The organism is Methylobacterium sp. SyP6R (assembly GCF_019216885.1).
Lineage (GTDB): Bacteria > Pseudomonadota > Alphaproteobacteria > Rhizobiales > Beijerinckiaceae > Methylobacterium.
The window spans coordinates 357,782-384,202 of record NZ_JAAQRC020000001.1 but is presented as its reverse complement, the minus strand read 5'-3'; the positions used below and the strand labels follow the sequence as shown (position 1 = coordinate 384,202).

Here is a 26,421-nt window from a genome sequence, read left to right as displayed (position 1 = left end):
TCGCCGCAGATCGTTGCGTATCGTAGCATGGTCTCGCAGAGCCTGCGACGATCCGGCGGGACATTCGGCGATCCTTGCGCGACAGTAGGGGCATCGACCGGGCGCCGGGTCGGGCATGGACGAGCAGGGCGCAACTCAAGGAATTTTTCGCGATGCGCGTTCTGATCCTCGGCGGCGGCGTGGTCGGCGTCACCTCGGCCTATTACCTCGCGAAGGCCGGCCACCAGGTCACGGTGCTCGATCGCCAGCCGGGCGCCGGCCTCGAGACCAGCTTCGCCAATGCCGGCCAGGTCTCGCCCGGCTACTCGGCGCCCTGGGCCGCCCCGGGCATCCCGGTCAAGGCGATGAAGTGGCTGATGATGCGTCACCGCCCGCTGGTGCTGTGGCCGAGCCTGGAGCCCAAGCTCTACGGCTGGCTCGCGAAGATGCTGGCGAACTGCACCGAGGATGCCTATCGCCGCAACAAGGGCCGGATGGTGCGGCTCGCCGAGTATAGCCGCGACGTGCTGCGCGACCTGCGCACCGAGACCGGCATCACCTACGATCACCGCGAGAAGGGCACGCTCCAGCTCTTCCGCACCCAGAAGCAGCTCGACCATGTCGGCGACGATACCGGCGTGCTCGACGAGTACGGCGTGCCCTACGAGGTGCTCGACCCGGCGGGCTGCATCGCCGCCGAGCCGGCGCTGGCCCGGGTCGCCGGCAGCTTCGTCGGGGGCCTGCGCCTGCCGGGCGACGAGACCGGCGACGCGCATCTCTTCACCCAGCGCCTCGCCGCGATCTGCGAGAGCATGGGCGTCACCATCCGCTACGGCGCGACGATCACCTCGCTCCGCCAGGAGGGCGGCCGGATCGCCGGCGTGGGCCTGGCCGGCGGCGAGGTGCTGACGGCGGACGCCTATGTCGCCGCCATGGGCAGCTACACCCCGATGATGCTGAAGCCGCTCGGCATCGAGATTCCGGTCTATCCGGTGAAGGGCTATTCCCTGACCCTGCCGGTCACCGACGCGGACGCCGCCCCGGTCTCGACCGTGATGGACGAGACCTTCAAGGTGGCGATCACCCGGCTCGGCGACCGCATCCGGGTCGGCGGCACGGCGGAACTCGCCGGCTTCAGCCAGGCCTTGCGCGGCCCGCGCCGGGCGACCCTGGAGCGCTCGGTCCTCGACCTCTTCCCGGCGGGCGGCGACGTCTCGCAGGCGAAGTTCTGGACGGGCCTGCGCCCGATGACCCCGGACGGCACCCCGATCGTCGGCGCCACGGCCTACGACAACCTCTACACCAATACCGGCCACGGCACGCTCGGCTGGACCATGGCCTGCGGCTCGGGCCGCCTGCTTGCCGATCTGATCGGCGGCCGGGCGCCGGAGATCGACCATCGGGATCTGGCCGAGTCGCGCTACGCCAAGGCGGCGTGACGCACTTCACTCTCCTCCACGGTTCCTGAATAGAAACTCGCGATCCAGGGTGGCATTTGCCACCCTGGATCGCGAAACTGTTTCATTCGCCAGGGACCGCGAAGCTGGTGAACGACTGATACCCTCCGGGTCGTCCCGGGGCCGCGAAGCGGAGCCCGGGATCCGTATCACTGCCGCGACCTCGACCTGAACGCATCCCACGACGGCAAGTCGTCCTCTCCAACCCGGAACCTCATCCTGAGGTGTTAGCCGACTGAAAATCGGCTGACCTCGAAGGAGGGCTCCGGAAGTCTCAGTGATGTCTGGGGCCCTCCTTCGAGGCTCACTCCGTTCGCACCTCGGGATGAGGTCGCGGGTTGGAAGAACGATCCCGGCAAAGACGCGCTTCGCGACAACCGCCCTCCCCGCCCTAGATCCCGCCCCGAGCAGGGGAATCGGCGCATGCCATGGGTCGCAGGGGTGGACGGGTGCCCGGGCGGCTGGGTCGCGGTCTTGGGGCCGAGCGACGGCGGGTCCGAACAAATCCGCATCCGGGTCCTGCCGAGCCTCGAGGCGATCTGCGACGCCCCGGAAGCTCCGATGATCGTGGCGGTCGACATCCCCGTAGGCCTGCCCGATCGCGTCGGCCCCGGCGGCCGCACGGCCGAGGTGCTGGTGCGGGCGCTGCTGGGGCCGCGGCGCGCCTCGGTCTTCCCGACCTCGGCGCGCAGCGTCGTCTACGCGCCGGACTATACCGCGGCCATCGCCCTGTCGCGCCGGCCCGAGACCCAGCCCTTCGCCCCCTCCCCGCCCGCCAACGCCATCTTCCCGCGCATCCGCGAGGCGGACGCCCTCCTGCGCGCCCGGCCCGAGCTTCAGGCGCGGGTCTACGAGGTGCATCCGGAACTTGCCTTCCAGAGCCTCAACGGCGGCACGCCCCTGCCCGAGCCGAAGCGCAAGCCCGCGGGCGCGGCCCTGCGGCGCGGCCTCCTCATCCGAGCAGGCCTGCCCGCCGACCTCGTTCCGCCGCGCGGCGCCAAGCCCGACGACCTCCTCGACGCCCTGGCGGCCTTGGCCGTGGCGCGGGCCATCGCCAAGGGGCGCGGCGTGCCCTATCCCGATCCGCCGGAGCGCGACGCCCACGGCCTGCCGGCCGCGATCTGGACGCTTCCCCTCGGCGAGGCCCACGGATGACCGATCCCATGACCGATCTGCCCACCCGCGACATCGCCCGCGCCCTGGTGCTCGACCCGGCCGGCCGCCTCCTCTTGATCGCCTACGAGGCCTCGCGCGACGTCGACCCGGGCCGGCCGGGGGACCGGACCTTCTGGTTCATGCCCGGCGGCGGGATGGAGCCCGGCGAGACGCCGGAAGAAGCCTGCCGGCGCGAACTGGAAGAGGAAATCGGCGTGAAGGACGTCCCCCTCGGCCCTCAGGTCGCGCGCTGCGACGGGCCGTTCACGCTGTTCAACAAGTCGCGCTTCGCCCGCGAGCGCTACTTCGTCGTGCGGCTGCCCGACGATAAGGTCGATACCAGCCGGCTCGCCGAGACCGAGGACAATCCCGTTTACGGCACCCGCTGGTGGCCGCTCGACGAGCTCGCCGCAACCGTCGAGCGCGTCGAGCCGCAAGGGCTCGCCGCCCTGGCCAAAAGGCTCGTGGCCGGCGAGACGATCCCGGAGGTCGTGACGTTGTCCTGGGGCCCGGGCGCAGCGTAATCCTGTCTCGGAATCTTCCTGAGGAGCGCGAAACCATGGCCGACGCGACCCCCTTCCCGCAATCGCTCACGGAGGGCTACCGCGCCTTCCTCGACGACCGGTTCGTGCGCGAGCAGGACCGCTATGCCAGCCTCGCCGAGGGGCAGAGCCCCGAGATTTTGATCATCAGCTGCTGCGACAGCCGGGTCTCGCCGGAGGTGATCTTCGACGCGCGGCCGGGCGAGTTGTTCGTGGTGCGCAACGTCGCCAACCTGGTCCCGCCCTACGAGACCGGCGGCGAGTATCACGGCACCTCGGCGGCGCTCGAATTCGCCGTGCAGGCGCTCAAGGTGAAGCACATCGTGGTGCTGGGGCATGCCCGCTGCGGCGGCGTGCGCGCCTACGCGGACGACGCCGCGCCGCTCTCGCCCGGCGACTTCATCGGCCGCTGGGTCTCGCTGATCCGCCCGGCGGCGGAAGCGCTCGGCGACGAGCAGCGGGGGCCCGACTACCTCGAGCAGCTCGAATTCGCCACGGTGACGAACAGCCTGCGCAACCTGATGACCTTCCCTTGCGTGAAGATTCTGGTCGAGCGGGGCAAGCTCCAGCTCCACGGCGCGCATTTCGGCATCGCCACCGGGCAGTTGCGCATCCGCGACCCGGAGACCGGCGAGTTCCGCCTCGCCGAGCCCGACCGGGCGGCGGGGGCGACCAAGCTGATCCGCTGCCAGGACGAGGCGGGCAGCGGCGGCTGAGATCGCCCTTCGCCTCGACCATTCCCCTCACCCTGCGTCGCGGCGGTCCCGGGCAAGCCCGGGATCGCCCGAGAGGGGATCCTGCGCCTTGTCCGGCCGTGGGACGCGTGATCGGGGCACGCATCCACCCCTCTCGTCAGCCATGCCCGATCCGCGCCGCCAGAGCCGGCGCCAACCCGGTGCTCGGCTTCGCGTCCGGCCGGCGGAAGGTGCCGGCCGTGGCCTTGCGGGGCGCCTGCGCCACCACGGCCTCGGCGAGCTTGACCGCTGCCACCACCTGATCGACCACCGGCACCGGCAGACGGTCGCGCACCCGGGCGCCGAGGCCCGACAGGGGCGCGCCGGCGAAGATCAGAACGTCGGCGCCGTCCTCCTCGACCGCCGCGTGGGCGAGATCGATCAGTTGCGCCTCCTTCTCCTCCTGGAGGCCGGAGAGCGTGGAAAAGCGCCCCTCCAGCGCCCGTACCCCGGCGCAGCGCCGGCTCAAGCCGTGGGCGGCGACGGTTTCCTCGTACCAGGGCACCAGGGCCCGGGCGAAGGTGACGAGGCCGAAGCGGCGGCCGAGCAGGCAGGCCGACAGCATCGCCGCCTCGGCGAGGCCGATCACGGGAAAATCGAACAATTCGCGGGCACCGAACAGGCCCGGATCGCCGAAGGCCGCGATGATCGCGGCATCGACCGGCGGCGCCTCGGCCAGCATCTCGAGGGCGATGGCGCCGCCGATCTGCGCCTCGGCCCGGGTCGCGATGTAGGGCACGCCCCGGGGCGCCGTCGCGGTGAGGATCTCGGTGCCGGGAGCGGCGGCGGCAGTGCCGGTGGCGCGCATCAGCTCGGTCACGTCGCGGCTGGTATTGGGGTTGAGGAGCAGCAGGCGCATCGGGATTCTCTCAAAGATCAGGCCGCCAAGGATCAGGCCGCCAAGGATCGGGCAGACAAGGATCAGGCGGCATCGGACCGGGCGAGGCCGGCGAGCAGGGCCGTGCCGGTATGGCCGACATGGTCGGCGAGCAGCCGGCCCGCGCCCGCGGCGTCGCCGGCCGCGAGGGCGGCCAGGATCGCCCGGTGCTCCGCGACCGATTCGTCCCAGCGCGCCCGGCTGTCGAGGGCGCGGCGGCGGGCGATCTCGGCCCTCGCATGCAGGACCTCGTGCGCCTCCCGCAAGGGACCGTTGCGGGCGCAAGCCACGATCAGGGCGTGGATCCGCTGGTTGAGGGCGAAATAGGGAGCGAGCGCCCCGGCGGCGTGATGCGCCTCCATCTCGGATTGCAGCCGGCGCAGCCGCTCCAGATCGGCGGGCGTGATGCGCAGCGCCGCCAGTTCCGCCGCCGCCCGCTCGATGGCGGCGATGGCCTCGAACAGCTCGGTCACGGCCTCCGCGCGCAGTTCCGCCACCCGGGGTGAGCGGTTGGGGCGCAGCTCCACCAGCCCTTCGACGGCGAGCAGCTTCAGCGCCTCGCGCAAAGGCGTGCGCGAAATGCCCAAAGCCGCCGACAGCTCGGTCTCGACCAGCGCGCTGCCGGCCGGCAGCGTGCCCGCAACGATCAGCCCGCGCAGGCGCTCCACCGCCTGGTCGTGCAGGCCGCGGCGCGGCCCGAGGGCGGCGGGCTCCAGCAGCACGGGTTTTCGCGGGCGCCCGCGGGGGCGCCGGACCGGGTCCATGCCTGTCCTCTCCATTGTCGTCCGGCGTGGACCATAGCCGCTCCGACCGGCAGCGGGCGCATCAATTCCAGGCATTTCTGCTGCCTGCCTCGGCATTTGGCATTAATTGCATGCAGAGCACGAAAAATGAATTGCACCGCGCCCGAGCCCGTCACACCCTGGCTCTGCGGCGGTTGCCCGTCGCCCGCTCACAAGACGCCGCCGCAGCGCCCGGACCGAGTCCGGCGCCCCTCTAGCGAGGTCATCGACCATGCGCCGCCATCTCGGCCCCCTGCTGGCCGCCGCCATCTGGTCCTTCTCGCCCGGGCCCCTCTCGCCGGCCTCCGCCCAGGACGCGCCGGTGAAGGTGGGTTACGCCAAATGCGCCCATTGCCTGCCGGTCGCCCTGCTGCCGGGGTTCGCCAAAGGCGCGACGATCGACGCCACCGGCTTCAATTCCGGCAACGACGTGCTGACGGCCTTGATCGCGAAAAGCCTCGACGTGGCGCAGGTCACCTATCTCCACTACGTCACCGCTCTCGACAAAGGCTTCGACATCGTGGCGGTGGCCGGCGAGGTGAATGGCGGCTCGGAATGCCTTTCCGCCAAGGCGCTGAACCTGAAGGCCGACGACTGGGCCGGGTTCAAGGCGGCGGTGGAGAAGGCGAAGGTGGCGGGCACCCCGCTCAAGGTGGCGGCCTCCCGCGGCAACGCGCAGGACATCCACATGCGCGGCGCCTTCCTCAAGCAGGGCATCAACCCGAACAAGGACGTGCAGTTCGTCAACATCCCGAACCCGTCCGACCACCTCGCGGCGATGCAGCGGGGCGAGATCGACATGGTCTGCTCTGTCGAGCCCTTCGCCTCGCAGATCCGCATGGCGGGGGCCGCCACGCATTTCGTGCTGCCCTACGACCAGGCGGCCGGCAACCTGACCAACCTGATCGTCACCCGCTCCGACGTGATCGCCAAGAACCGCGCCGGCGTGCAGGCGGTGGTCGATGCCGACGTGGCCCTGGTCGAGACGCTCAAGGCCGACAAGGGCGTCTGGATCGACGTGATCAACCAGAAGACCGGCCTGTCGAAGGAGGTCGCCGCCGCGGCGATCCAGAACGCCGAGCCGGATTACCGCATGCACCGCGCCAAGACCCAGGCGATCGCCGCGATGATGCGGGACCTGAAATACATCAGCCGCGACGTCTCGGCGGATGTCGAGACGCACATGGACTTCTCGTTCCTGGAGGCCGCCACCAAGAAGACCCGCGATGGCCTCGGCTACTGAGACCGCGCCGCTCACCCCCGCGGCCCCGGCCCCCGCCCGCCGGCTGCCCCGGCGCCTCGTCGCCTTTTTCGAGCGGGCGGCCCTGCCGCTCCTCCTCGTCGCCGGCTGGGAGGCGTTCGCCCGCTCCGGCGCACTCCCGGCGGCGCTCCTGCCGGCGCCCACCGCCGTTCTGCACGCGCTGGGCGACTGGCTCTTCGGCCTCGACGAGAGTACCCAGACCTATTCCGGCCATTGGGTGCCGGATGCGCTGGCGAGCCTCACCCGGGTCGCGGCCGGCTACGCCATCGCGGCTTTGTCGGCGATTCTGATCGGCGTCGCGATCGGCTGGTGGCGGCTCGTCGAGCGCACCGTCGAGCCGACCCTGCAGATGCTGCGGCCGATCCCGCCGGTCTCGTGGATCCCGCTCGCCATCATCTGGTTCGGCATCGCCGACAAGCCGGCGATCTTCCTGGTCTTCCTCGGTGCGTTCTTTCCCGTCTTGATGAACACCATCCACGGCGTGCGCGGGGTCGACCGCAACCTGATCCGGGCCGGCGCCATGATGGGCGCCTCCGAGAGCCAGCTCCTCACCGACATCGTCCTGCCGGCCGCCCTGCCGTCGATTTTCTCCGGATTGCGCATCGCCATCGGCTCGGCCTGGATGCTGACGGTGACCGCCGAGATGGTCGCGGTGAAGAGCGGGCTCGGCTACGTCCTGTGGGATTCCTACTACTTCCTGCGCTACGACATCGTGCTCGCCGCGATGATCTCGATCGGGCTGCTCGGCTACCTGTCCGATCTCGGCCTCAAGGCGCTGATGGCCTCGGTGCTGCACTGGCAGAAGGGCACGACGGTGCAGGGGCGGTGAGCCGCCCCTCCCCTTCCTCACGGAGATCTCCATGAGTGCGATCGACCTCGCCGACGTTCAGAAAGTGTTTCGCGACCGCGACGGGCGCGACCTCGTGGCGGTGGACCGCACCCGGGCCACGATCGAGGCGGGCGAGTTCGTCTGCCTGCTCGGGCCGTCGGGCTGCGGCAAGTCCACCCTGCTCAACATGATCGCGGGCTTCGAGGCGCCCACCTCCGGCGAGGTTCGCGTCGCGGGACGGCGGGTCGAGCGGCCGGGCGCCGATCGCGGCGTGGTGTTCCAGCAGCCGACGCTGATGCCCTGGCTCACGGTGATCGACAACGTCGCCTTCCACCTCAAGCTGAAGGGCGTGGCGAAACCTGAGCGGCACGCGCGGGCCAAGACCTATATCGACCTCGTCGGGCTCACCGGCTTCGAGCGGCATTATCCGGCGGAGCTGTCGGGAGGCATGAGCCAGCGGGTCGGCATCGCCCGGGCGCTCCTGATGAACCCGGCGGTGATCCTGATGGACGAGCCTTTCGCGGCCCTCGATGCCCAGACCAAGATCGAGATGCAGGAGGAACTGGTCACGATCTGGCAGCGGGTCGGTGCCACGGTGGTCTTCGTCACCCACTCGGTCGACGAGGCCCTGGTGCTCGGTAACCGCATCGCCGTGATGAGCCGGCGCCCCGGCCGCATCCGCGAGTTCATCCCCTTCGATCTACCCCGGCCGCGGGACGTGACGAGCCCGGAATTCAACGACATGAAGCGGCGGGTGCTCGCGATGATCCGCGAGGAATCGAGCCGGAAGGCCGCGGCATGATCCGGCTCGGGATGCTGACCCCGTCCTCGAACACCCGGCTCGAACCGGCGACCGCGGACCTGCTGCACGACACGCCCGACGTCACGGCGCATTTCGCGCGCTTTCGCGTCACCGAGATCACCCTGTCGGCGGCCGGGCTCGGGCAGTTCGACGAGGCGCCGATCCTGAACGCGGCCTCCCTCCTCGCCGACGCCAAGGTCGATGCGATCGCCTGGAACGGCACTTCAGCGGCCTGGCTGGGCTTTGCCCGCGACGAGGCCCTGTGTGCCCGGATCACGCAAGTCACCGGTATTCCGGCGGCGACCGCCGTGCTCGGATTTCGCGAGGCCTTCACCCGGGCCGGCATCCGGCGGGTCGGCCTCGTCACGCCCTATACCGGCGACGTGCAGGCGAGGATCCAAGCGAATTGGGAGGCGGCCGGGTTCGATTGCGCGGCCGAGCGGCATTGCGGGCTGTCCGACAACTTCTCCTTCGCGGAGGTTCCGGAAACGCAGGTGGCCGCGATGGCCCGGGCGGTGGCGGCGGAAGGCGCCGAGGCGATAGCGATCGTCTGCACCAACATGGCGGGGGCGGCGATGGTCGAAACCCTGGAAGCCGAACTCGGCATCCCGGTCTATGACTCGATCGCCGTCACCCTGTGGGCGTCCTTGCGGGCGGCAGGCGCCGATCCCGGCCGGATCACCGGCCGGGGCGGGCTGTTCCGGCTCTGACACTCTGTTTTCATGTGATCGGTCGCTTCATCCCATCCTCGACCTCATCCTGAGGTGCCGGCGATCGGAGATCGCAGACTAAATAGAAACTGGCTCTACGGGTTTGATTTCGCACGCAAATCCAAGGCGCTCGATCTGCCGCACGAGCGCCTTGGCGCGGATGGTCGGGGCCGCCTTGCGGCCGTGATCAGGCCCGGGATCGACGTAAGCCGTGCCGGCCTTGAGCATGTGATAGATCGCGGTCAACATCGAAGCGGCGACCGCGCAGATCGCCTTCTTGGGGCCGCGCCGGCCGCGCAAGCGCTGGAACTGCGCCCTGATGTAGCTCGCCTTCTTGCGCACTCCGGCCCAGGCGGCCTGCACCAAGGCCGTCTTGAGCCAGGGCGCGCCCTTGCGCAGCCGCGTCGAGCGCCGCTTGCCCGCGCTCTCGTCGTTCCTCGGGCACAGCCCGGCCCAGGAGATCAGATGGCCGGCGGTCGGGAAGCGGCTCATGTCGGGGCCGATCTCGGAGAGGATCACCTGCGCGGTGAGGTCACTGATGCCCGGGATCGTCACCAGCAGCTTCACCGCTTCCCGGAAAGGGCCGAGGTCGCGCTCCACCTGCGCGTCGATCTCCGCGATCGCTCGCCCCAACCCGTCGTACTGGCGTAGATGCACACCGAGCAGGAAACGGTGGTGATCCCCGATCCGGCCCGTGAGCGCGGCCCGGATCGCCTCGGGCGCCGCCTTCACCCGCGGGCTGACCAGCGCCTGCAGCCCAGCCGGATCGCGCTCGCCCTTGACCAGCGCGTCGAGCACGGCGCGACCGGACTGGCCCATGATGTCGGTGAGCACCGAGGCGAGCTTGAGGTTGGCCTCCTCGAGGGTCTTCTGGATGCGCTGGACGTGGCTGGCCTGCTCGCGGACCAGTTGCTTGCGGGTGCGCAGCAGGTCGCGCATCGCCTGGGTCTGAGCCTCGGGCACGAAGCTGGCGCGGATCAGGCCGTGGGCGAGCAGGTCGGAGAGCCAGACCGCGTCGGCGACGTCGGTCTTGCGGCCGGGCACGTTCTTGACATGGGCGGCATTGGCCAGGATCAGGGTGCGGCTGTCGGCGTCGAGGACCTGCCAGACCGGGCGCCAGTAGATGCCGGTCGCCTCCATGGCGACATGGGTGCAGGCGTGCTCGTCGAGCCAGGCGGAGAGGTCGAGCAGAGCGGGCGTGGTGGTGGCAAACGTACGCACCTCACGCTGAACCTCGCTGCTCTCGGCCAGACGGATGGCTGCGACGACGGTGTCCTTGTGAACATCGAGGGCGGCGCAGCGGGGGTAGAGGACCTTCATCACGATCTCCTTGCCGTCAGGCCGCCGGCGCAGGCTCCCGTGAGATCAAATCTAAATGACGCGCTCCGGGGCTGGCCCGAGGACCGGCCCGTGACGCAAGCGAGGGGACTGAAGAGGAGCCCGGATCCAACTGATACGCGGGGTCTGGCACACCAAAGACGAACCGATCTCTCCGCCGACGGCAAGTCCACTCTGCCATATGTTTCATCCGCAAGGGACCGCGAAGCCGGTGACGAACTGATACGGAATCCGGAAGATCACTTCCGGATTTCGTATCACCAGCCCGCGCGGCGCGTGAGCGAAGCCGATTTCCGCATCGCGAAGCGATCAGTCGGAAATCGTATGAAAGGAGCCTCGAAGGAGGGCTCCAGAGATCGCTGCGACTCCTGGAGCCCTCCTTCGAGGTCAGTCCATCAACGATGGACTGACACCTCAGGATGAGGTCGCAGATGGGATGGAGGATACAAGTCAGTACTATGATCGCTCAGTAAACAGGCTCTGAGCCTCAGCGGTCGGCCTTGCTGCCGCTGACCGTGAGTTCGAGGTAGCGCCGCGTCGTCGGCCGCACGAGGTCGGCCATCTTTTGGGCCATCGCCAGCTCTTCCCGCAGCGACATCTCGAAGGCCGGCAGCCGGGCGCTCTCGCCGGCGGCTTCCGCCAGCGTGATCAGTGCGTCGTAGGCCGCCGCCTCGTAATTCTCGAAGGCGCGGTTGGCGAAGGCGTTCTTCAGGATCTCGTCCTGGGCCGGGGTGTGGGCGAGCGCCGCCATGTTGCCCATGAAGCCGAGCACGCCTTCCTTCAAGGCCGAGGGGCTCTCGGACATCGCCGCCAGCGCTTCGTCGAGCCGGTCGCGCTGGCCGTGCGTCTCGGTGATGTGGCGGCGTAGAGCCGCTTCCATGTCGGGATAGCGCTTCAGCCGCTCGACCTGGCGCTCCATGATCTGGAGCGCCTGCAATTCGAGCGCGTGGGTGTTCTTCAGCGCGGTCACGTAGAGCGATTGGACGTCCTCGGCCATCGGGGAATCCTTCCTGTCGGGGGGTCTGCGTGGGTGTCGTGGTGTCCGGGCCAACGCCCTCCGCCATCGCCGGTTCGCCTTGAATACTCATACTATGACAAAGTATCCGAGCGGGCCGGTCCGAGGCGGAACGCCGGCAGGCAGCGGGCGTTGATCGCCCTCTTCGGCGGGGGCCTCGAACCCTTCGCCGCCGGATCAGAGGGAGATCGCCATGACCGCGTCACCGCCCCCCGTGCCGCCGGCCAACCGCTCGGACAAGGGCCCCGGCAGCGCCGAGCGCGCCCCGACCGCGACCGGGACGAAGGATGCGGGCCAGGCCAAGGATCCGGACAAGATCGGCCAGGCCGGCAACGCGAAGGTGAACACCACCCACCAGGGCCATCAGCAGGATCGGTGAGCGCATGAGCACCTCGCACAAGACCGACGCCGCCAACCGCCATCATGGCGGCCCCGGCAGCAGCCACCAGGCTCCCGACCGGCCAGACCCCACGGCGAAGGGCGGTCCGAACCCGGGCGCCGCCACCGGCGACAGCCGCTCCCACGTCTCGGGCGGCGGCGGCGAGCACGACCGGCACCACACGCACGATCCCGATCGCAAGGGGCACTCGCCGCGCTCGCATTGAGGCCGGCGGCGTCCGTCCCCGGCACCGGGAGACATCCGTTAAGGATGTTTCCCGTGAAACGAGGGGGCGGGCGCCCCGATCCGGCCACGACCCCAGCGTGTTATCGCCAAGGTCAGGTCTCACAGGAACCTCCCTGACGAACCGCGCAGGGAGCCTGCTCATGTCCGACCCCGCCCTTCTTCAGCCCGGCCTCACCCGTCGCGCCGCCCTGATCGGCGCGGCGCTCGCCGCCTGCACCGCCCGGAGCGCGCAGGCCGCGGAGGACGCGGCGGCCAAGCTCGCGCAGCTGGAGCGGCGCGACGGCGGGATGCTCGGGGTCGAGGTCCGCGACACCGCCACCGGCCGCCGCTTCGGCCACCGGGCCGACGAGCGCTTCCCGATGTGCAGCACCTTCAAGGCGATCGCCGCCGCCGCGGTGCTGGCCCGGGCCGACAAGGGCCAGGACGACCTGAACCGGCGCATCGCCTACGGCCGCGAAGCGCTCCTCAGCTACGCCCCGGTGACGTCGAAACACGTCGAGACCGGCATGACGCTGGCCGAACTCTGCGCCGCCGCCGTGGTGTGGAGCGACAACACCGCCGCCAACCTGATGCTCGACACGCTGGGCGGTCCTTCGGGCATCACCGCCTTCGCCCGCGCCCATGGCGACACCGTCACCCGGCTCGACCGCACCGAGCCGACCCTCAACACCGCGATTCCCGGCGACCCGCGGGACACGACGAGCCCGGCGGCGATGGTCGGCCTCCTCGACAACGTCCTCCTCGGCCACGCCCTGTCGGCGGAATCGCGCGCCCGGCTCACCGGCTGGATGCAGGAGAGCCCGACCGGCCTGAAGCGGGTCCGCGCCGGCCTGCCGGACGGGTGGCGCACGGCCGACAAGACCGGCACCGGCGAGAACGGCACCGCCAACGTGGTGGCGCTGATCCACCGGCCGGACGGTGCGCCGATCCTGGCGGCGGTGTATCTCACCGGATCGCCGGCCGAGCCCGCCGCGCGTGACGCCGTGCACGCCGAGGTGGGCCGGCTGATCGCCCGGAGCTTCCCGGGCGCCTGACCCCGCTCGAAGACGCCCATCGATGTCGAAGACCACCCGCGCCACCCAGGCTCTTGCCCGCGCCGGCATCCCCCACACCGTCCACACCTACGACTACGACCCGGAGGCGACCCGCATCGGCCTCCAGGCGGCGGAGGCGATGGGCGTTGCCCCGGGCGAGGTGTTCAAGACCCTGATGGCGGCGATCGACGGCAAGCCGGTCTGCGTGCTGGTGCCCTCCGACCGGGAGGTGTCGCTGAAGAAGCTCGCCGCCGCCTTCGCGGGAAAATCCGCCGCGATGATGCGCCCGGCCGAGGCGGAGCGGCTGACCGGCTATCATGTCGGCGGCATCAGCCCGCTCGGCCAGAAGCGATCGGTCCCGATCCTGGTCGATGCGGCGGCCCTCGGCTTCTCCGAAATCTTCGTCAATGGCGGCCAGCGCGGGCTGCAGGTGCGGGTGAGGCCCGACGACCTCGTGCGCGTGCTCCAGGCCCGGACCGAGGCCGTCACCTGACGGAAACGCTGCCTTAACCATGATCCGCCAAGGCTGAAGAGGAGAACGGACGAGGGGGCGGACGGATGCGGTACGGCGTGGGGCTGGTTGCGGGCGCGGTCGCCCTCGGCCTCGCGGGGCCGGCGGGAGCGGCCGACATGCCCGAGCCCGGCTATTGGCCGGTGCCGCGGGCCGCACCGGGTCCCGTCCCGCCGCCGCGCTACTTCCCCCGCGGCGACAGCGACGCCTCAGCCCCGACGCGGGGCGATCCCGGTTGCCAGGTCTTCGTGCCGACCAACACGCCGGGCGATCCCACTTACGTCGGGTCGCCCTTCGGCATCGGCAAGCCGAGCTATTACGGCTTCCCGCCCCCGCGCGGCGTCGACGACCCGTACGGGCGCCGGCTCGTCCGAGGGTGCTTCTGAGCACCAGGCTCGGATCGGATTCACCCCGACTGACCTTGTCGCCCCGGTCCCGACGGGTAAACCGGCCCCGTCGCCGCCGGACCGTCTCCCATGCCCCGCATCGCCTGCCTTCACACGATCGACAGCAATGCCGCCGTTTTCGACGCGGCGCTGCAAACCACCGGCCTGACCGGAATCCACCTGTACCACACCGTGCGCGCCGACCTGCTCGCCGCCGCCGAGCGCGAGGGCGGCCTCACGCCGGCTATCGCCGCCGAGACCGCCGCGCTTCTGCGCGACCTGTCCGCGCAAGCCGATGCGGTCCTGCTGACCTGCTCGACCCTGGGCCCGGCCGTGGAATCCGCGTCTCGCGACGTCGCGGCGCCGGTCCTGCGGGTCGATGCGGCGCTCGCCGCCGAAGCCGTCAAGGCGGGCGGCCAGGTGGTGGTGCTCTGCGCCGTCGCGACCACGGTCGAGCCGACCCGGCGCCTCTTCGAAGCCGCCGCGCGGGCGACGGGCGCGCAAATCGGCGTGGAGGTGGTCCCACAGGCCTGGGAGGCCTTCAAGGCGGGCGAGTCCGACCGCTATCGGGCACTGGTCGCCCGCGCCGCCGACGCCGCGCGAGACGCGGGTGCGAGGCAGGTCGCCCTGGCGCAGGCCTCGATGGCCGGCGCCGCCGCCCTGCTCCCCGCAGATGAGACGCCCCCTCACCAGCCCGACGGTCGGCCTCGCCGCGGCGATCGCCGCCGCCCGGGCAGGGTCGCCGATCCGCGTGACGGCGGAGAGGGCCGGTCGAGAAGGCCCTTGACCCGGCCCCTGCGGCCGGTCCGATGGAAGTCAGGTTCGACCCACCGAGGTGAGCCATGACCCCGTCGCAGAAACCGTCGTTCCGTTGCCTCACGCCCGCGCAGGCCGGCGCCACGCTCGGCGTCTCCGCCAAGGCCTTGCGCCTCTACGAGCAGCGCGGCCTGCTCGCGCCCGACCGCACCCGCACCGGATGGCGTGCTTACGACGCGGCCGCGATGGCGCGGGCCGCCGAGATCGTCGGCTTGCGCCGTCTCGGCCTGAGCCTCGCTCAGGTGGCCCGCGTGCTCGACGGGGAGCCGCGCGACCTCGATGCGGGCCTCGCGGCGCATGAGGCCCGCCTGAGCGAGGCCGGCCAGCGGACCGCCGCCGCCCTCGCCCGGGTGCGGGCGCTGCGCGCGGATCTTGCCCGCGGCAGCCTTCCGGCGCCCGCTGCGGTGACGCGCGCGCTGGTCGAGAGCGCACCCCTGGCGATCGGCTTCGTGCTGCCCTGGCCGTGGGACGGAGAATGGTTCGCCCTCCACGACCTTCCCCGGCTCTCCTTCCTCACCGGGCCGCTCGGCAGCGGCAAGACCCGCTTCGCGCGAGGCCTCGCGGCGGCCCTGCCCGATGTCGCCTTCCTCGGCCTCGACCGCCTGGGCGATCCCGACCTCGCACGACGCCTGGCGGAGGACGCGCCCCTGGCGGAGCGGGTCGAGCGCCGGTTGGCGTGGCTGGTCGAGGAGGGTGCGGAGCGATCGGAGGCGCTGACCGCGCTCGTCGTCGCGCTGGAGACCGACGCCCCCGCATCGCTCGTGATCGACATGGTGGAGGAGGGCTTGAGCGCGGCGACGCAGGTCGCCCTGATGGCGCATCTGCGTCTGCGGGGCACGGACAAGCGGGCCCTCGTGCTGATGACCCGGTCCTCGTCCATCCTCGACCTCGACGCCCTCGCGCCGCAGGAGGTCGTCATCCTGTGCCCGGCCAACCACGACGTGCCCCTGCTCGCCGTGCCGCATCCGGGCGGGCGGGGCTACGAGGCCGCGGCGACCTGCCTCGCCGCTCCCGACGTCAGGGCGCGCACGGCCGGAATGATGGCCGTCCGGCCCGCCTGAAGGCGACCGTCAGCCGTCGAGGGTCGAGCCGCCAGGGTCCGGCCCCTCCACGCGCGGTGCCATGCGCGCCCGCGTGCCCTCGTCGAGCACGGCGCGGATCGCCGCCGTCAGCGGGTGGCGGGCGGTGTGCTTGGCACCGTAGGCGAGGTTGAAGGCGTAGTCGAAGCCCGGCGGGTTGCGGCCCTGGTTGTGCTGGAGGATCGTCTCCAGCTTGTCGAAGCCCTTAGCCAGGACCGCCTCCGGCGAGGTGCCGGCCTCGTACTCCTCCCACAATCCCACGATCTCGTCCCGGCGCGCCGATGGCAGCGTCGCCGTGAGGGCGAGGAGATCCCGGCGCTCCTGGAGCCCCTTGTCCGCCGCGCGGGGATCGGTCGCCGGGATGTCGCCGCCGACCGCCTCGCCGAGATCGTGGACGAGGCACATCTTGAGGAGCTTGAGCGCGTCGATCCCGTCGATGCCGTCGGTCAGGACCATCACCATCAGGCAGAGCCGCCAGGTATGCTCGGCCGTGCTCTCCTGCCGGCCGGAGGCGGTGGTGCCGTTGCGCAGGGTGCTCTTGAGCGCTTCGGCCCGTTGCAGGAAATCGAGCGTGCCGGCGAGTTCGTCCGGGGTCACGGGTGCAAGGCCTCCTCGCTGAGCGTCGCCTCGAAGGCCGTGCCCGATCCGGTTCCGCAGGGCAACATGCATCGCCCTGCCGACGGACCGGCACGTGCGAATCCATCGACCGACCCTCGTCTTCCCGTACGTCCCCCGATCGAAAAATCTTACAATATGACTATTGCGTCCCCGCTTCCCCTGTCTCATGCTCCGGATCACGCACGCAGATGCGCCACGACAAGGATCGAGGGAGCCGCCCATGCCCGGTGCCAGCACGCATCGTCCCAAGATGCTTCGCCCCAAGATGCATCGTCTTCTTCTCGCCGCCACGCTCCTCACGGGCTTCGCCGCCTCGACTGCGTCGGCGGCCGGCCTGACGGTGGGGTTCTCGCAGATCGGCTCCGAATCCGGCTGGCGCGCCGCCGAGACCTCGGTCACCAAGTCCGAGGCGCAGAAGCGGGGCGTCACCCTGAAGATCGCCGACGCGCAGCAGAAGCAGGAGAACCAGATCAAGGCGATCCGGTCCTTCGTGGCGCAAGGCGTCGACGCGATCTTCCTGGCGCCCGTGGTGGCGACGGGCTGGGACGCGGTGCTGAAGGAAGCGCGCGAGGCGAAGATCCCGGTCGTGCTCCTCGACCGCGACATCGACCCCTCCGGCAAGGACCTCTATCTCACCGCCGTCACCTCCGACAGCGTCCACGAGGGCAAGGTCGCGGGCGACTGGCTGGTGAAGACCGTCGGGTCGAAAACCTGCAACGTCGTCGAATTGCAGGGCACGGTGGGCGCCAGCGTCGCGACCAACCGCAAGAAGGGCTTCGAGCAGGCCATCGCCGGAACACCCACCATCAAGGTCGTACGCAGCCAGACCGGCGACTTCACCCGCTCCAAGGGCAAGGAGGTGATGGAGAGCTTCATCAAGGCCGAGGGCGGGGCTAAATCGATCTGCGCGGTCTACGCCCACAACGACGACATGATGGTCGGCGCGATCCAGGCCATGAAGGAAGCGGGACTCAAGCCCGGCAAGGACATCCTCACCGTCTCGATCGACGGCGTCCCGGACATCTTCAAGGCGATGATGGCGGGCGATGCCAATGCCACCGTCGAGCTGACCCCGAACATGGCCGGCCCGGCCTTCGACGCCATCATCGCCTACAAGACCAAAGGCACCGTCCCGCCGAAATGGATCCAGACCGAATCGAAGCTCTTCACCGCGGCCGACGATCCGCAGAAGGTCTACGATTCGAAGAAGGGGCTCGGGTATTGAGGCGGTCTTCGCTCGGGACTTTCGAGTAAAAGTTAAATTTATCTCCTCCGTGCCGTTCAGGCAGAGCTGTCCAGGAAAAAGGATGGCGCGGGTTTTCCCCTCCCCCCTGTGCGGGGGAGGGTGCCCGGCTGCGAGTGCGAAGCACTCGTGCGCCGGGCGGGAGAGGGGCAGCGCGACGCTGTTCCAGCGAGCGCCTTTCACGACGGTTCCGCCATATCCTGAAGCGGCGTCCCCTCTCCCGGCTCGCTCCGCTCGCCACCCTCCCCCGCAGAGGGGGCAGGGAGAAATCCGCGCCTTTTCCTTTCCCCGAGGAACGGGAGAGAGGGAAAACCTGCGCTAGACTTGTCGGGATCGAGTATATGTCTTCGGCACAAACGGACGGCGCCCCCCTCCTCGCGATCCGTGGGCTCACGAAGAGCTTCGCGGGCTTCCCGGCCCTCCAAGGCGTGGACTTCACGCTGAAGGCCGGCGAGATCCACGCGCTGCTCGGGGAGAACGGCGCCGGCAAGTCGACGCTGATCAAGACGGTCACGGGCATCGTGACGCGCGATGCCGGGACGGTAACGCTCGACGGCACCGCCATCGCGCCGCGCTCCGGCGAGGCGGCGCAAAGTGCGGGCATCGCCACCGTCTACCAGGAGGTGAACCTGCTGCCGAACCTCTCGGTGGCGCAGAACCTCTTCCTCGGCCGCGAGCCGACCCGGTTCGGCCTCGTGCGCCACGGTGAGATGCGGCGGCGCGCGGCCGCCATCCTCGCCGAGTTCGACCTCGCGGTCGACCCTGGCGCGCCGCTCGGCGACCATTCCGTCGCGGTGCAGCACCTCGTCGCCATCGCCCGCGCCGTCGACCTGTCGGCCCGGGTGCTGATCCTCGACGAGCCGACGGCGAGCCTCGACGCGCACGAGGTCGAGATCCTGTTTCGCGTGATGCGCCGCCTCGCCGCGCGGGGACTGGGCATCGTCTTCGTCACCCACTTCCTCGACCAGGTCTACGCCGTGACCGACCGCATCACGGTGCTGCGCAACGGCCGGCTCGTCGGCACCTGGGCAAGCGCGGACCTCCCGCGCATGACGCTGATCCAGGCGATGCTCGGGCGCGAGCTCAGCGAGGCCACCGCCGAGGCGGGGCCTGCGGACCGGCACCAATCCGGCGCCGCCGGGAGCGAGGTCGCGCACTTCGAACAATTCGGAAAACCTGGATACGTCGCGCCGTTCGACCTGACGCTCCGGCGCGGCGAGGTCGTGGGCCTCGCCGGCCTCCTCGGGTCCGGCCGCACCGAGACCGCCCGCCTCCTCTTCGGCGCCGAGATCGCACAGACGGGGCGGGCGCGCATCGACGGCACGGAGGTCCGGCTGCGCACGCCGCGCGACGCCATCCGGCACCGCTTCGGCTACTGCCCGGAGGAGCGCAAGACCGAAGGCATCATCGCCGAGTTGTCTGTTCGCGACAACATCATCCTGGCGCTCCAGGCCCGGCGCGGGCCGTTCCGCCCGATCCCGCGGCGGGAGCAGGAGGCGCTGGCGCGCCGCTACATCGCGATGCTGGACATCCGACCGCCCGATCCGGAGCGCCCGATCGGGCTGCTCTCGGGCGGCAACCAGCAGAAGGCGCTGCTCGCCCGCTGGCTCGCCACCGAGCCGCAGGTGCTGATCCTCGACGAGCCGACCCGCGGCATCGATGTCGGGGCGCATGCGGAGATCATCCGGCTGATTCGGCGGCTCTGCGACGAGGGGCTCGCCCTCGTGGTGATCTCCTCGGAGCTGGAGGAGATCGTCACTTACGCCGACCGGGTCGTGGTGATGCGCGACCGGGCCCAGATCGCCACCCTCGAGGGCGAGGCCGTCGACGTCACCGCCATCCTCAAGGCGATCGCCGGCGACGAGGCCGCGGAGGCCGCCTGACCCATGCAAGCCCTGTCCCTTCGCCTCCCCGCCCTCCGCCTTCCCCGGCGCGGCGCCCCGCAGATCCTCGCCTTCGCGGCGATCCTGCTGGTCGACTGGCTCGTCTCGCCGCAATTCTTCGACCTGCGGATGCAGGGCGGCCGGCTGTTCGGCAGCCTGGTCGACGTGTTCAACCGGGGCGCGCCGGTGGCGCTCCTGTCGATCGGCATGGTCCTCGTCGTCGCGACCCGCGGCATCGATCTGTCGGTCGGCGCCGTCATGGCGATCACCGGCGCGGTCGCGGCGACGCTTGCCGACAGCCACGCCCTGCCGGTGGTGCTGGCGGCGTCGCTCGGCGCCGGCATCCTGTGCGGGGCCTGGAACGGCTTCCTCGTCGCGGTGCTCGGCATCCAGCCGATCATCGCGACGCTGATCCTGATGGTGGCGGGACGCGGCATCGCGCAGCTTCTCACCGAGGGGCGCATCGTCACCTTCAGCGCACCCGGGCTCGCCGCCTTCAGCAACGGCGCGGTTTTCGGCCTGCCCGCCCCCATCGTCCTCACCTTGGGCGTCCTTGCCGTCACGGTCCTCGTCGTGCGCGGCACGGCTTTCGGCCTCCTCATCGAGGCGACCGGCGCCAATGCCCGGGCGAGCGCGCTCGCCGGCGTCAGCACGCGCACGACGACGCTCGCGGTCTATGTCTGGAGCGGGTTCTGTGCGGCCCTCGCCGGCCTCGTCACCACCGCCGACATCCTCGGGGCGGATGCCAACAATGCCGGCCTGTGGCTCGAACTCGACGCGATCCTGGCGGTGGTGATCGCCGGGACCTCGCTCCTGGGCGGCCGCTTCAGCGTGCCGCTCGCGGTGCTCGGCGCCTTCATCATCCAGGCGATGAATACCGGCATCCTGCTCTCGGGCCTGCCCTCGGAGCTGAACCTTCTCGTCAAGGCGGTGGTGGTGCTCGCGGTGCTCCTCGTCCAGTCGCCCCGGCTCGCCGGCCTGTCCCTGCTGGTCCGGCGGAGGCCGTCGTGAACCGATATCTCCCCGTCCTGGTCACGGCGCTGGTCTTCGCGGCGGGCTACGCGCTCTGCGCCGCGCAGTTCCCGGCCTTCCTGTCGACCCGGGTCGTCGGCAACCTCCTCACCGACAGCGCCTTCCTCGGCATCGTCGCGGTCGGCATGACCGTCGTGATCGTGTCGGGCGGCATCGACCTGTCGATCGGCTCGGTGATCGCCTTCACGGGCGTGTTCCTGGCCATCGCGATCGAGCGCTGGGGCCTGCCGCCGCTCGCCGCCTTCGCCCTCGCGCTCCTGATCGCGGCCGCGTTCGGGGCGGCGATGGGCGGGATCATCGCCTTCCTCGACCTGCCCCCCTTCATCGTCACGCTCGCCGGCATGTTCCTAGCCCGCGGCGCGAGCTTTCTCCTCTCCACCGAATCGATCCCGATCACAGCGCCGTTCTACGAGGCGGTGAGCGAGGCGAGCCTGCGGCTTCCCGGCGGCGGACGGCTCACCGTGGTGGCGGCGATCATGCTGGCGGTCTTCGTCGGCGGCGGCCTCGCCCTGCACCTGACGCGCTTCGGCACCGCCGCCTACGCGCTCGGCGGCAACCGCGTCTCGGCCCGGCTGATGGGCCTGCGCGTCGGTGCGAACACGGTGGCGATCTACACCCTGTCGAGCGTGCTGGCGGGGCTCGCCGGGATCGTGTTCTCGCTCTACACCTCGTCGGGCAATTCGCTCTCCGCGGTCGGGGTCGAGCTCGACACCATCGCCGCGGTGGTGATCGGGGGCACGCTGCTCACCGGCGGGCAGGGCCTGATGGTCGGCACCTTCCTCGGGGTGATGATCCAGGCCTTGATCGGCACCTACATCACCTTCGACGGCACGCTGTCGAGCTGGTGGGCGAAGATCGCCACCGGCGCGCTGCTGTTCGCCTTCATCGCGCTCCAGCAGGGCCTGTCCGTCCTGGCGCGACGGGCCCGCCGCCCCGGCCCGGCCGCGCCCGGCCGGGCTCCGGCCTCCGCTCCCCTGCCCGCTCGCGCGCTGCCGTGAGCGCGAGCGTTCGGCGTCCTGCACGATCCGGTTGCCGAAGAGCAGCCGGGGGTCGCAAGGCGCGTGCGGTCAGAGACCCAGCTGCTGAAGCCACGCACCGAGCTGCCGGCCGGTCCCGGATTGAAGCGGCTCGGCCGCCCGGCGCATGGCCACGTCGCGCGGCAGGCTGCCGAAACGCCGCTTGAAGGCGCGGCTGAAGCTTCTCTCGTCCGAGAAGCCCGTCGCATAGGCGACGCTCGAGATCCGCGGTCGCACGCCATCGGGCGGGGCCGTCAGCAGCCGCATCGCCTGAGCCAGGCGGCAATTGCGGACGTAGTTCTGGACGCCGTCATCGGCCGCGAACTGGCGGTACAGCGTCGCCCGCGACAGGCCGAACTGGGCACAGATCATCTCCGGGCCCAGATCCTTGGCACCCAGATTGTCCTGGATGAACGTCCTGACGGCGAGGCTGATGCGGCGCTCCGTGACGGCGGCATCGCCCGAGGGGTTCGGGAGCGCGGTGGCGCAGAGCGAGGCCGCCGCCTGGGCGATGCCCGCCGCGTGCTGGGTCGTCAGGTCGTTGCAGCCGGCCACCACCTCGCACAGATAGGAGGCGAAGATCTGCGCCACCCGATCGCGCGCGGTGCTGAACACGCTGCCGTGCAGGCTGTCGATCTGCCCGCTGCGGTGGCCGAGAACGGCCCGGGGAACGAGGATGTTGGTGGCGTCCACGGCCGACGCCTCGACGGAAACCGGCTGAGCCAGGTCGTAGATGACGAAGTCGGAAGGGCCGATCCGGGCTTGCGCCCGGTCCGTCCGGATCACGCTGGTGCCGCGCCGGTAGAACTGGATCAGGACATGGTCGATGCCCTGGTGCGCCGCGGTGCGGCCGCTCCGCTCGAGCATCTGGGCGGGCGCCGACACCTCTCCGACGAGGATCGAGCCGAGATTGTAGCTTCGCATCCCGACCTCGGGGCCCGCATGCGTGTCCGGTACCGGACGCGCATCGAAGATCGGCGCGAGGTGCTCTGCCCATGATTTCCAGGCCGCCGCCGGATCGCAATCCGGCGCGAAGTGTTCGACAGGAATACCCGACATCGTGACCGCTTATCGTTGGGGCCGTAAGAACGAGGCTTCCTCGGACACTCATGACCTGACGCGATTGCTCGGGAACCCGGCCTTCAGGATCATGGAGGCGACGACTCATCTACGTCTTGCTCTATCCAGCCGATTCCGCAGCGACAAGCGCGTCGGGTGACAAATTTTGCGACGATCGGGACGGTCTTTGAGACGATCGCCACCGGGAAGAGGATCGGCGGCCGCACCGGCCCTCACCGGGCTCATCGCGAGGATTTCGGAGACACGAGGCACGGGTCGCGCCGTCGCCGCCTCGGTCCAGGTCCGATCGGCAAGGGAACATGCGGGTTGCGGAGGGAAATCGTATCGCTACGGGAAGTGGGCCTCCTCGCTGATACCCTTGCGGGTGACGCCATCCTGTTTGCAGGTCGGATCCGTCGAATTCTTCGCCTTGGATCGACGGCCTGTCCGACCTTGCACCTTTACCCACCACAGATGACGCAGTATGCATCAGGCGATACACGGATGCCTGAGCACATTCAGATTTGATTGCGTCATTTTAACTTTTCGTAAGCACAGCAAGGCCCGTGCATCGACCTGGTGCTCGCCTGCCCGGGGACTGGCCTGCCTGAGATGGGACACGATATGGATTCGCAAGACATGGTCGCCCATCATACAGTGGAAGAAATATTGTCGCATCCGCGATTTCAAGAAAGTCGCATGCTTTACATCAATAACTGCATCGATGTCTACAAACTGGATGGGTTTCCCGGAAATTCCGGCGCCGATGCCGGCCGCGTCACGACGCTGGCGATCATCGTCTGCCTGCATGCGCGCTACATCGAAGACGATCGCGAAACGTGGCCGACCTTGAAGCGGCTCAAGGATACCGTGGCGGATTTCGGTTTCGCCAGCCCCCGTTTCATCGACGACTTCGTCGCCCGCCTGGTCCAGACCCAGTTCCTGGAGCTTCGCCATCACCCCGCGGATAGCCGCGTCCGCCTGCTCGTCCCCACCGAGGCGCTGCTGCGATGGGACCGCGAGTGGATGGCGGCGCATTTCGAGCCGCTGTCGATCCTGTTTCCGAAGCCTGGATACGCGCTCGCCCTCGATCGCAGCCCGGCCTTCCAGAGGGCCCACGGCAGCGCCTCCGTTCCCGTGCTCGAAGGTGCCGTCAAGGTGGCGTGGCGCAACCTCGCCGTCGTCTTCTTCCTGGCCGCGACCAGTGCCCTCTCGATCCTGTTCACCCTGTGCCGCCTCGGGGGGGAAACCACGGACAGCGCCGTGCGGGAGGCCGATCTCGCGGCGCTCGCCCCCCGGTTCGGGGTGTCCCGCTCGCATATCCGGAACATGCTGCTCGCCGCGGAGCAACACGGCTTCCTCGCGCGCCACGGTGACAAGGGACAGTTCATCGTCCTGACACCGCTCTGGATCGATGCGTTCGACCGCTTCATCGCGGATTCCCTGTCTTACAGCGATCTCACGTATCGCCTCGGTCGCGAGGCCTTGATGAGGCAGCAACAGCTCTGACGCCGTTCCGCTGGGGACGTGCACTATTCGACACTCTCGAGTCCCGGCAGCGACCGGCGCAGAGGCGGGGGATCTTCCCCGCATCTCGGCGCGGCGCGACCCTGGCGCCCGGCGCCCGCCCCGATTACGGTCGCGCCGGTTCGACCGACCGGAGATCGACGATGACCCTATCACCGTCCCCTGCCCGCTCCACCCCCGTTCTCCGGCTGACCGACGTCGCCGCCCTGCGGGCGCAGGTGCGGGGCTGGCGGGCGGCCGGGGAGGGCGTGGCCCTGGTGCCGACCATGGGGGCGCTGCACGAGGGGCACCTGTCCCTGGTACGGCAAGCGCAGGCGGGAAGCCGGCGGGTCGTGGTCAGCATCTTCGTCAACCCGACGCAGTTCGGCCCCAACGAGGACTTTTCACGCTATCCGCGCGTCCTGGAGGCCGATCTCGCCCTGCTCGCCGCAATCGGGGCCGATGCCGCCTTCCTGCCCGACGTCGACACCATGTATCCGCAGGGCTTCTCCACCACCGTGACGGTGGCGGGACTGACGGAGGTCCTGTGCGGCCCCTTGCGCCCCGGGCATTTCGCCGGCGTCGCCACCGTGGTGACGAAGCTCCTGCTGCAAGGCCTGCCCGACCGGGCGATCTTCGGCGAGAAGGATTTTCAGCAGCTCCAGGTGATCCGGCGCGCCGCCCGCGACCTCGACATCCCGGTCGCGATCGAGGGCGCGCCGACCCTGCGCGAGCCGGACGGCCTCGCCCTGTCGTCGCGCAACCGCTACCTCTCGGAGGGGGAGCGGCGGGCCGCGCCGGCGATGCATGCCGTGCTGCAACGGGTGGCCGAGGCGGTGCGCAACGGGGCGGCGACGGCACCCGCCCTGGCGGAGGGCCGGGCGGCGCTGGAGGCGGCGGGCTTTGCGCCGGTGCAGTACCTGTCGGTGAACGATGCCGAGACCCTGGCGCCGCTGGAGCGGGTCGAGGGTCCGGCGCGGGTGCTGGCGGCGGCCTTCCTCGGCCGCACGCGCCTCATCGACAACGTCGCGGTCTGAAAGACGAGACCGCGACGCTGGGGAAGACTCATACCGACGGCCCAAGATGCTGACGCATCGATTCGATCTCGGGCAGGCCCGAGATCGACGGGACCGTCGACCCATCTCGAATTGTCGACACCACGCCCAGAAGTCCGGGACCTCGGGCTTGGCGTAAATTCGAGGCTTGGCGAAAATTCGAGACCGGAACCAAAGGTCGCTTTCAACGACCGTTGGTATCAGTCCCGCAGGAGCTCGTTGATGCCGGTCTTGGCCCGGGTGCCGGCATCGACCCGCTTGACGATGACGGCGCAGTAGAGCGACGGGCCGGGGGTGCCGTCCGGCAGCGCCTTGCCGGGTTGGGTGCCCGACACGACCACCGAGTAGGGCGGCACCCGGCCGTAGGTGACCTCGCCGGTGGCCCGGTCGATGATCTTGGTCGAGGCGCCGATATAGACGCCCATCGAGAGCACGCTGCCCTCGCCGACGATCACGCCCTCGGCCACCTCGGCGCGGGCGCCGATGAAGCAATTGTCCTCGATGATGACCGGGTTGGCCTGGAGCGGCTCGAGCACGCCGGCGATACCGGCGCCGCCGGAGATGTGGCAGTGCTTGCCGATCTGGGCGCAGGAGCCGACCGTGGCCCAGGTGTCGATCATCGAGCCCTCGCCGACATAGGCGCCGAGATTGACGAAGGACGGCATCAGCACCGCACCGGGCGCGATATGGGCGCCCCGGCGCACCACCGCACCCGGCACCGCCCGGAAACCGGCGGCGCGGAAGCGCGCGGCGTCCCAGCCCTCGAACTTCGACGGCACCTTGTCCCACCAGCCGCCGCCGCCCGGCCCGCCCTCGATCAGCGACATGTCGTTGAGGCGGAAGGAGAGCAGCACCGCCTTCTTGAGCCACTGGTTGACGTGCCAGTCACCGCCCTCGCTCTTCTCGGCGACCCGGGCCTCGCCGGAATCGAGGAGCGCCAGGGCGGCCTCGACGGCCTCGCGCACCGGTCCGCGCGTATCGGCGCCGATGCCGGCGCGGTCCTCCCAGGCGGCTTCGATGGTCCGGGCGAGATCGGCGTGCGACATGGGAGGCGTCCAGGCGGGAGTTCGTTTCGTT

Annotated in this window: 28 protein-coding genes; 21 read left to right on the top strand and 7 right to left on the bottom strand. The window is 70.1% G+C overall.

What is annotated here, in order from left to right; all coding sequences use genetic code 11:
- The first annotated feature begins 152 nt into the window (after positions 1-152).
- From HBB12_RS01800 to HBB12_RS01785, 4 genes are all read left to right on the top strand, one after another.
- The gene (locus tag HBB12_RS01800; RefSeq protein ID WP_236987786.1) at positions 153-1,418 is read left to right on the top strand and encodes a D-amino acid dehydrogenase; all 1,266 of its coding nucleotides are present in this window, start codon (positions 153-155) and stop codon (positions 1,416-1,418) included.
- Between the two features lie 441 nt (positions 1,419-1,859).
- Positions 1,860-2,591, top strand: coding sequence for a DUF429 domain-containing protein (locus tag HBB12_RS01795; RefSeq protein ID WP_236987785.1), 732 nt, complete (start codon positions 1,860-1,862; stop codon positions 2,589-2,591).
- Positions 2,588-3,115 (top strand): NUDIX hydrolase, encoded by a 528-nt coding sequence (locus HBB12_RS01790; protein WP_442919214.1) that lies wholly within the window; start codon positions 2,588-2,590, stop codon positions 3,113-3,115. Before HBB12_RS01795 ends, HBB12_RS01790 begins: the two co-directional genes overlap by 4 nt.
- Positions 3,116-3,150: 35 nt before the next feature.
- A complete protein-coding gene (locus HBB12_RS01785) occupies positions 3,151-3,849 on the top strand; it encodes a carbonic anhydrase (protein WP_236987783.1) in 699 nt (232 codons plus the stop codon).
- 136 nt (positions 3,850-3,985) lie between these two features.
- On the opposite strand, the gene HBB12_RS01780 is transcribed toward HBB12_RS01785, so the two are convergent.
- Positions 3,986-4,726: an aspartate/glutamate racemase family protein gene (locus HBB12_RS01780; protein WP_236987782.1), complete on the bottom strand. Its 741-nt coding sequence runs from the start codon at positions 4,724-4,726 to the stop codon at positions 3,986-3,988.
- Between the two features lie 62 nt (positions 4,727-4,788).
- Entirely contained in the window at positions 4,789-5,508 is a 720-nt protein-coding gene (locus tag HBB12_RS01775; RefSeq protein WP_236987781.1) for a GntR family transcriptional regulator, read from the bottom strand.
- Positions 5,509-5,758: 250 nt separating this feature from the next.
- Between HBB12_RS01775 and HBB12_RS01770 the strand changes: the two genes are divergently transcribed.
- From HBB12_RS01770 to HBB12_RS01755, 4 genes are read left to right on the top strand one after another with little or no spacing between them, the layout of a single operon-like run.
- Positions 5,759-6,769, top strand: a complete 1,011-nt coding sequence (locus HBB12_RS01770) for an ABC transporter substrate-binding protein (protein ID WP_236987780.1) — start codon at positions 5,759-5,761, stop codon at positions 6,767-6,769.
- Positions 6,753-7,616 carry an ABC transporter permease gene (locus tag HBB12_RS01765; protein ID WP_236987779.1) on the top strand — a complete coding sequence of 288 codons (864 nt, stop codon included), beginning with the start codon at positions 6,753-6,755 and terminating at the stop codon, positions 7,614-7,616. The genes HBB12_RS01770 and HBB12_RS01765 overlap by 17 nt, the downstream gene beginning before the upstream one ends.
- Positions 7,617-7,647: 31 nt before the next feature.
- Complete coding sequence (locus tag HBB12_RS01760; protein WP_236987778.1) at positions 7,648-8,418, top strand: ABC transporter ATP-binding protein; 771 nt, start codon at positions 7,648-7,650, stop codon at positions 8,416-8,418.
- On the top strand, positions 8,415-9,128 hold the full coding sequence (locus tag HBB12_RS01755; RefSeq protein WP_236987777.1) for a maleate cis-trans isomerase family protein: 714 nt from the start codon (positions 8,415-8,417) through the stop codon (positions 9,126-9,128). Before HBB12_RS01760 ends, HBB12_RS01755 begins: the two co-directional genes overlap by 4 nt.
- A gap of 78 nt (positions 9,129-9,206) precedes the next feature.
- Here HBB12_RS01755 and HBB12_RS01750 read toward each other — a convergent pair whose 3' ends face one another.
- Positions 9,207-10,448, bottom strand: a complete 1,242-nt coding sequence (locus HBB12_RS01750; protein ID WP_236987776.1) for an IS110 family RNA-guided transposase — start codon at positions 10,446-10,448, stop codon at positions 9,207-9,209.
- Positions 10,449-10,953: 505 nt separating this feature from the next.
- Positions 10,954-11,463 carry a ferritin-like domain-containing protein gene (locus HBB12_RS01745; RefSeq protein ID WP_236987775.1) on the bottom strand — a complete coding sequence of 170 codons (510 nt, stop codon included), beginning with the start codon at positions 11,461-11,463 and terminating at the stop codon, positions 10,954-10,956.
- Between the two features lie 211 nt (positions 11,464-11,674).
- Between HBB12_RS01745 and HBB12_RS01740 the strand changes: the two genes are divergently transcribed.
- The 7 genes from HBB12_RS01740 (at position 11,675) to HBB12_RS01710 (ending at position 15,914) form a co-directional block, all read left to right on the top strand.
- Entirely contained in the window at positions 11,675-11,860 is a 186-nt protein-coding gene (locus tag HBB12_RS01740; protein WP_236987774.1) for a hypothetical protein, read from the top strand.
- Positions 11,861-11,864: 4 nt separating this feature from the next.
- A complete protein-coding gene (locus HBB12_RS01735; protein WP_236987773.1) occupies positions 11,865-12,086 on the top strand; it encodes a hypothetical protein in 222 nt (73 codons plus the stop codon).
- 160 nt (positions 12,087-12,246) lie between these two features.
- Positions 12,247-13,140 carry a class A beta-lactamase gene (bla, locus tag HBB12_RS01730; protein WP_236987772.1) on the top strand — a complete coding sequence of 298 codons (894 nt, stop codon included), beginning with the start codon at positions 12,247-12,249 and terminating at the stop codon, positions 13,138-13,140.
- A gap of 22 nt (positions 13,141-13,162) precedes the next feature.
- Positions 13,163-13,633: a Cys-tRNA(Pro) deacylase gene (gene ybaK, locus HBB12_RS01725; RefSeq protein ID WP_236987770.1), complete on the top strand. Its 471-nt coding sequence runs from the start codon at positions 13,163-13,165 to the stop codon at positions 13,631-13,633.
- Between the two features lie 65 nt (positions 13,634-13,698).
- Positions 13,699-14,037, top strand: coding sequence for a hypothetical protein (locus HBB12_RS01720; RefSeq protein ID WP_236987769.1), 339 nt, complete (start codon positions 13,699-13,701; stop codon positions 14,035-14,037).
- 90 nt (positions 14,038-14,127) lie between these two features.
- Positions 14,128-14,883: an aspartate/glutamate racemase family protein gene (locus tag HBB12_RS01715; protein ID WP_236987768.1), complete on the top strand. Its 756-nt coding sequence runs from the start codon at positions 14,128-14,130 to the stop codon at positions 14,881-14,883.
- Positions 14,880-15,914, top strand: a complete 1,035-nt coding sequence (locus HBB12_RS01710; RefSeq protein ID WP_236987767.1) for a MerR family transcriptional regulator — start codon at positions 14,880-14,882, stop codon at positions 15,912-15,914. The genes HBB12_RS01715 and HBB12_RS01710 overlap by 4 nt, the downstream gene beginning before the upstream one ends.
- A 9-nt stretch (positions 15,915-15,923) precedes the next feature.
- Here HBB12_RS01710 and HBB12_RS01705 read toward each other — a convergent pair whose 3' ends face one another.
- Positions 15,924-16,529, bottom strand: coding sequence for an HD domain-containing protein (locus HBB12_RS01705; RefSeq protein ID WP_236987766.1), 606 nt, complete (start codon positions 16,527-16,529; stop codon positions 15,924-15,926).
- 286 nt (positions 16,530-16,815) lie between these two features.
- Here HBB12_RS01705 and ytfQ point away from each other — a divergent pair, with 286 nt between their 5' ends.
- The 4 genes from ytfQ to yjfF all read left to right on the top strand — a co-directional run bounded on the left by ytfQ (position 16,816) and on the right by yjfF (position 21,706).
- The gene (gene ytfQ / locus HBB12_RS01700) at positions 16,816-17,775 is read left to right on the top strand and encodes a galactofuranose ABC transporter, galactofuranose-binding protein YtfQ (RefSeq protein WP_236987765.1); all 960 of its coding nucleotides are present in this window, start codon (positions 16,816-16,818) and stop codon (positions 17,773-17,775) included.
- Between the two features lie 359 nt (positions 17,776-18,134).
- Positions 18,135-19,676, top strand: a complete 1,542-nt coding sequence (locus tag HBB12_RS01695; RefSeq protein WP_236987764.1) for a sugar ABC transporter ATP-binding protein — start codon at positions 18,135-18,137, stop codon at positions 19,674-19,676.
- Between the two features lie 3 nt (positions 19,677-19,679).
- Positions 19,680-20,687, top strand: coding sequence for an ABC transporter permease (locus HBB12_RS01690; RefSeq protein ID WP_236987763.1), 1,008 nt, complete (start codon positions 19,680-19,682; stop codon positions 20,685-20,687).
- Positions 20,684-21,706: a galactofuranose ABC transporter, permease protein YjfF gene (gene yjfF, locus HBB12_RS01685; RefSeq protein WP_236987762.1), complete on the top strand. Its 1,023-nt coding sequence runs from the start codon at positions 20,684-20,686 to the stop codon at positions 21,704-21,706. Before HBB12_RS01690 ends, yjfF begins: the two co-directional genes overlap by 4 nt.
- Before the next feature lie 69 nt (positions 21,707-21,775).
- Here the strand turns inward: yjfF and HBB12_RS01680 are convergent, their stop codons facing one another.
- Positions 21,776-22,783, bottom strand: coding sequence for a helix-turn-helix domain-containing protein (locus HBB12_RS01680; protein ID WP_236987760.1), 1,008 nt, complete (start codon positions 22,781-22,783; stop codon positions 21,776-21,778).
- A gap of 699 nt (positions 22,784-23,482) precedes the next feature.
- Here HBB12_RS01680 and HBB12_RS01675 point away from each other — a divergent pair.
- The gene (locus HBB12_RS01675; RefSeq protein WP_236987759.1) at positions 23,483-24,292 is read left to right on the top strand and encodes a hypothetical protein; all 810 of its coding nucleotides are present in this window, start codon (positions 23,483-23,485) and stop codon (positions 24,290-24,292) included.
- Positions 24,293-24,453: 161 nt separating this feature from the next.
- Positions 24,454-25,326 (top strand): pantoate--beta-alanine ligase, encoded by an 873-nt coding sequence (panC, locus tag HBB12_RS01670; RefSeq protein ID WP_236987758.1) that lies wholly within the window; start codon positions 24,454-24,456, stop codon positions 25,324-25,326.
- Positions 25,327-25,544: 218 nt separating this feature from the next.
- Here panC and dapD read toward each other — a convergent pair whose 3' ends face one another.
- Positions 25,545-26,390 (bottom strand): 2,3,4,5-tetrahydropyridine-2,6-dicarboxylate N-succinyltransferase, encoded by an 846-nt coding sequence (dapD, locus tag HBB12_RS01665; protein WP_236987757.1) that lies wholly within the window; start codon positions 26,388-26,390, stop codon positions 25,545-25,547.
- Between the last annotated feature and the right edge of the window lie 31 nt (positions 26,391-26,421).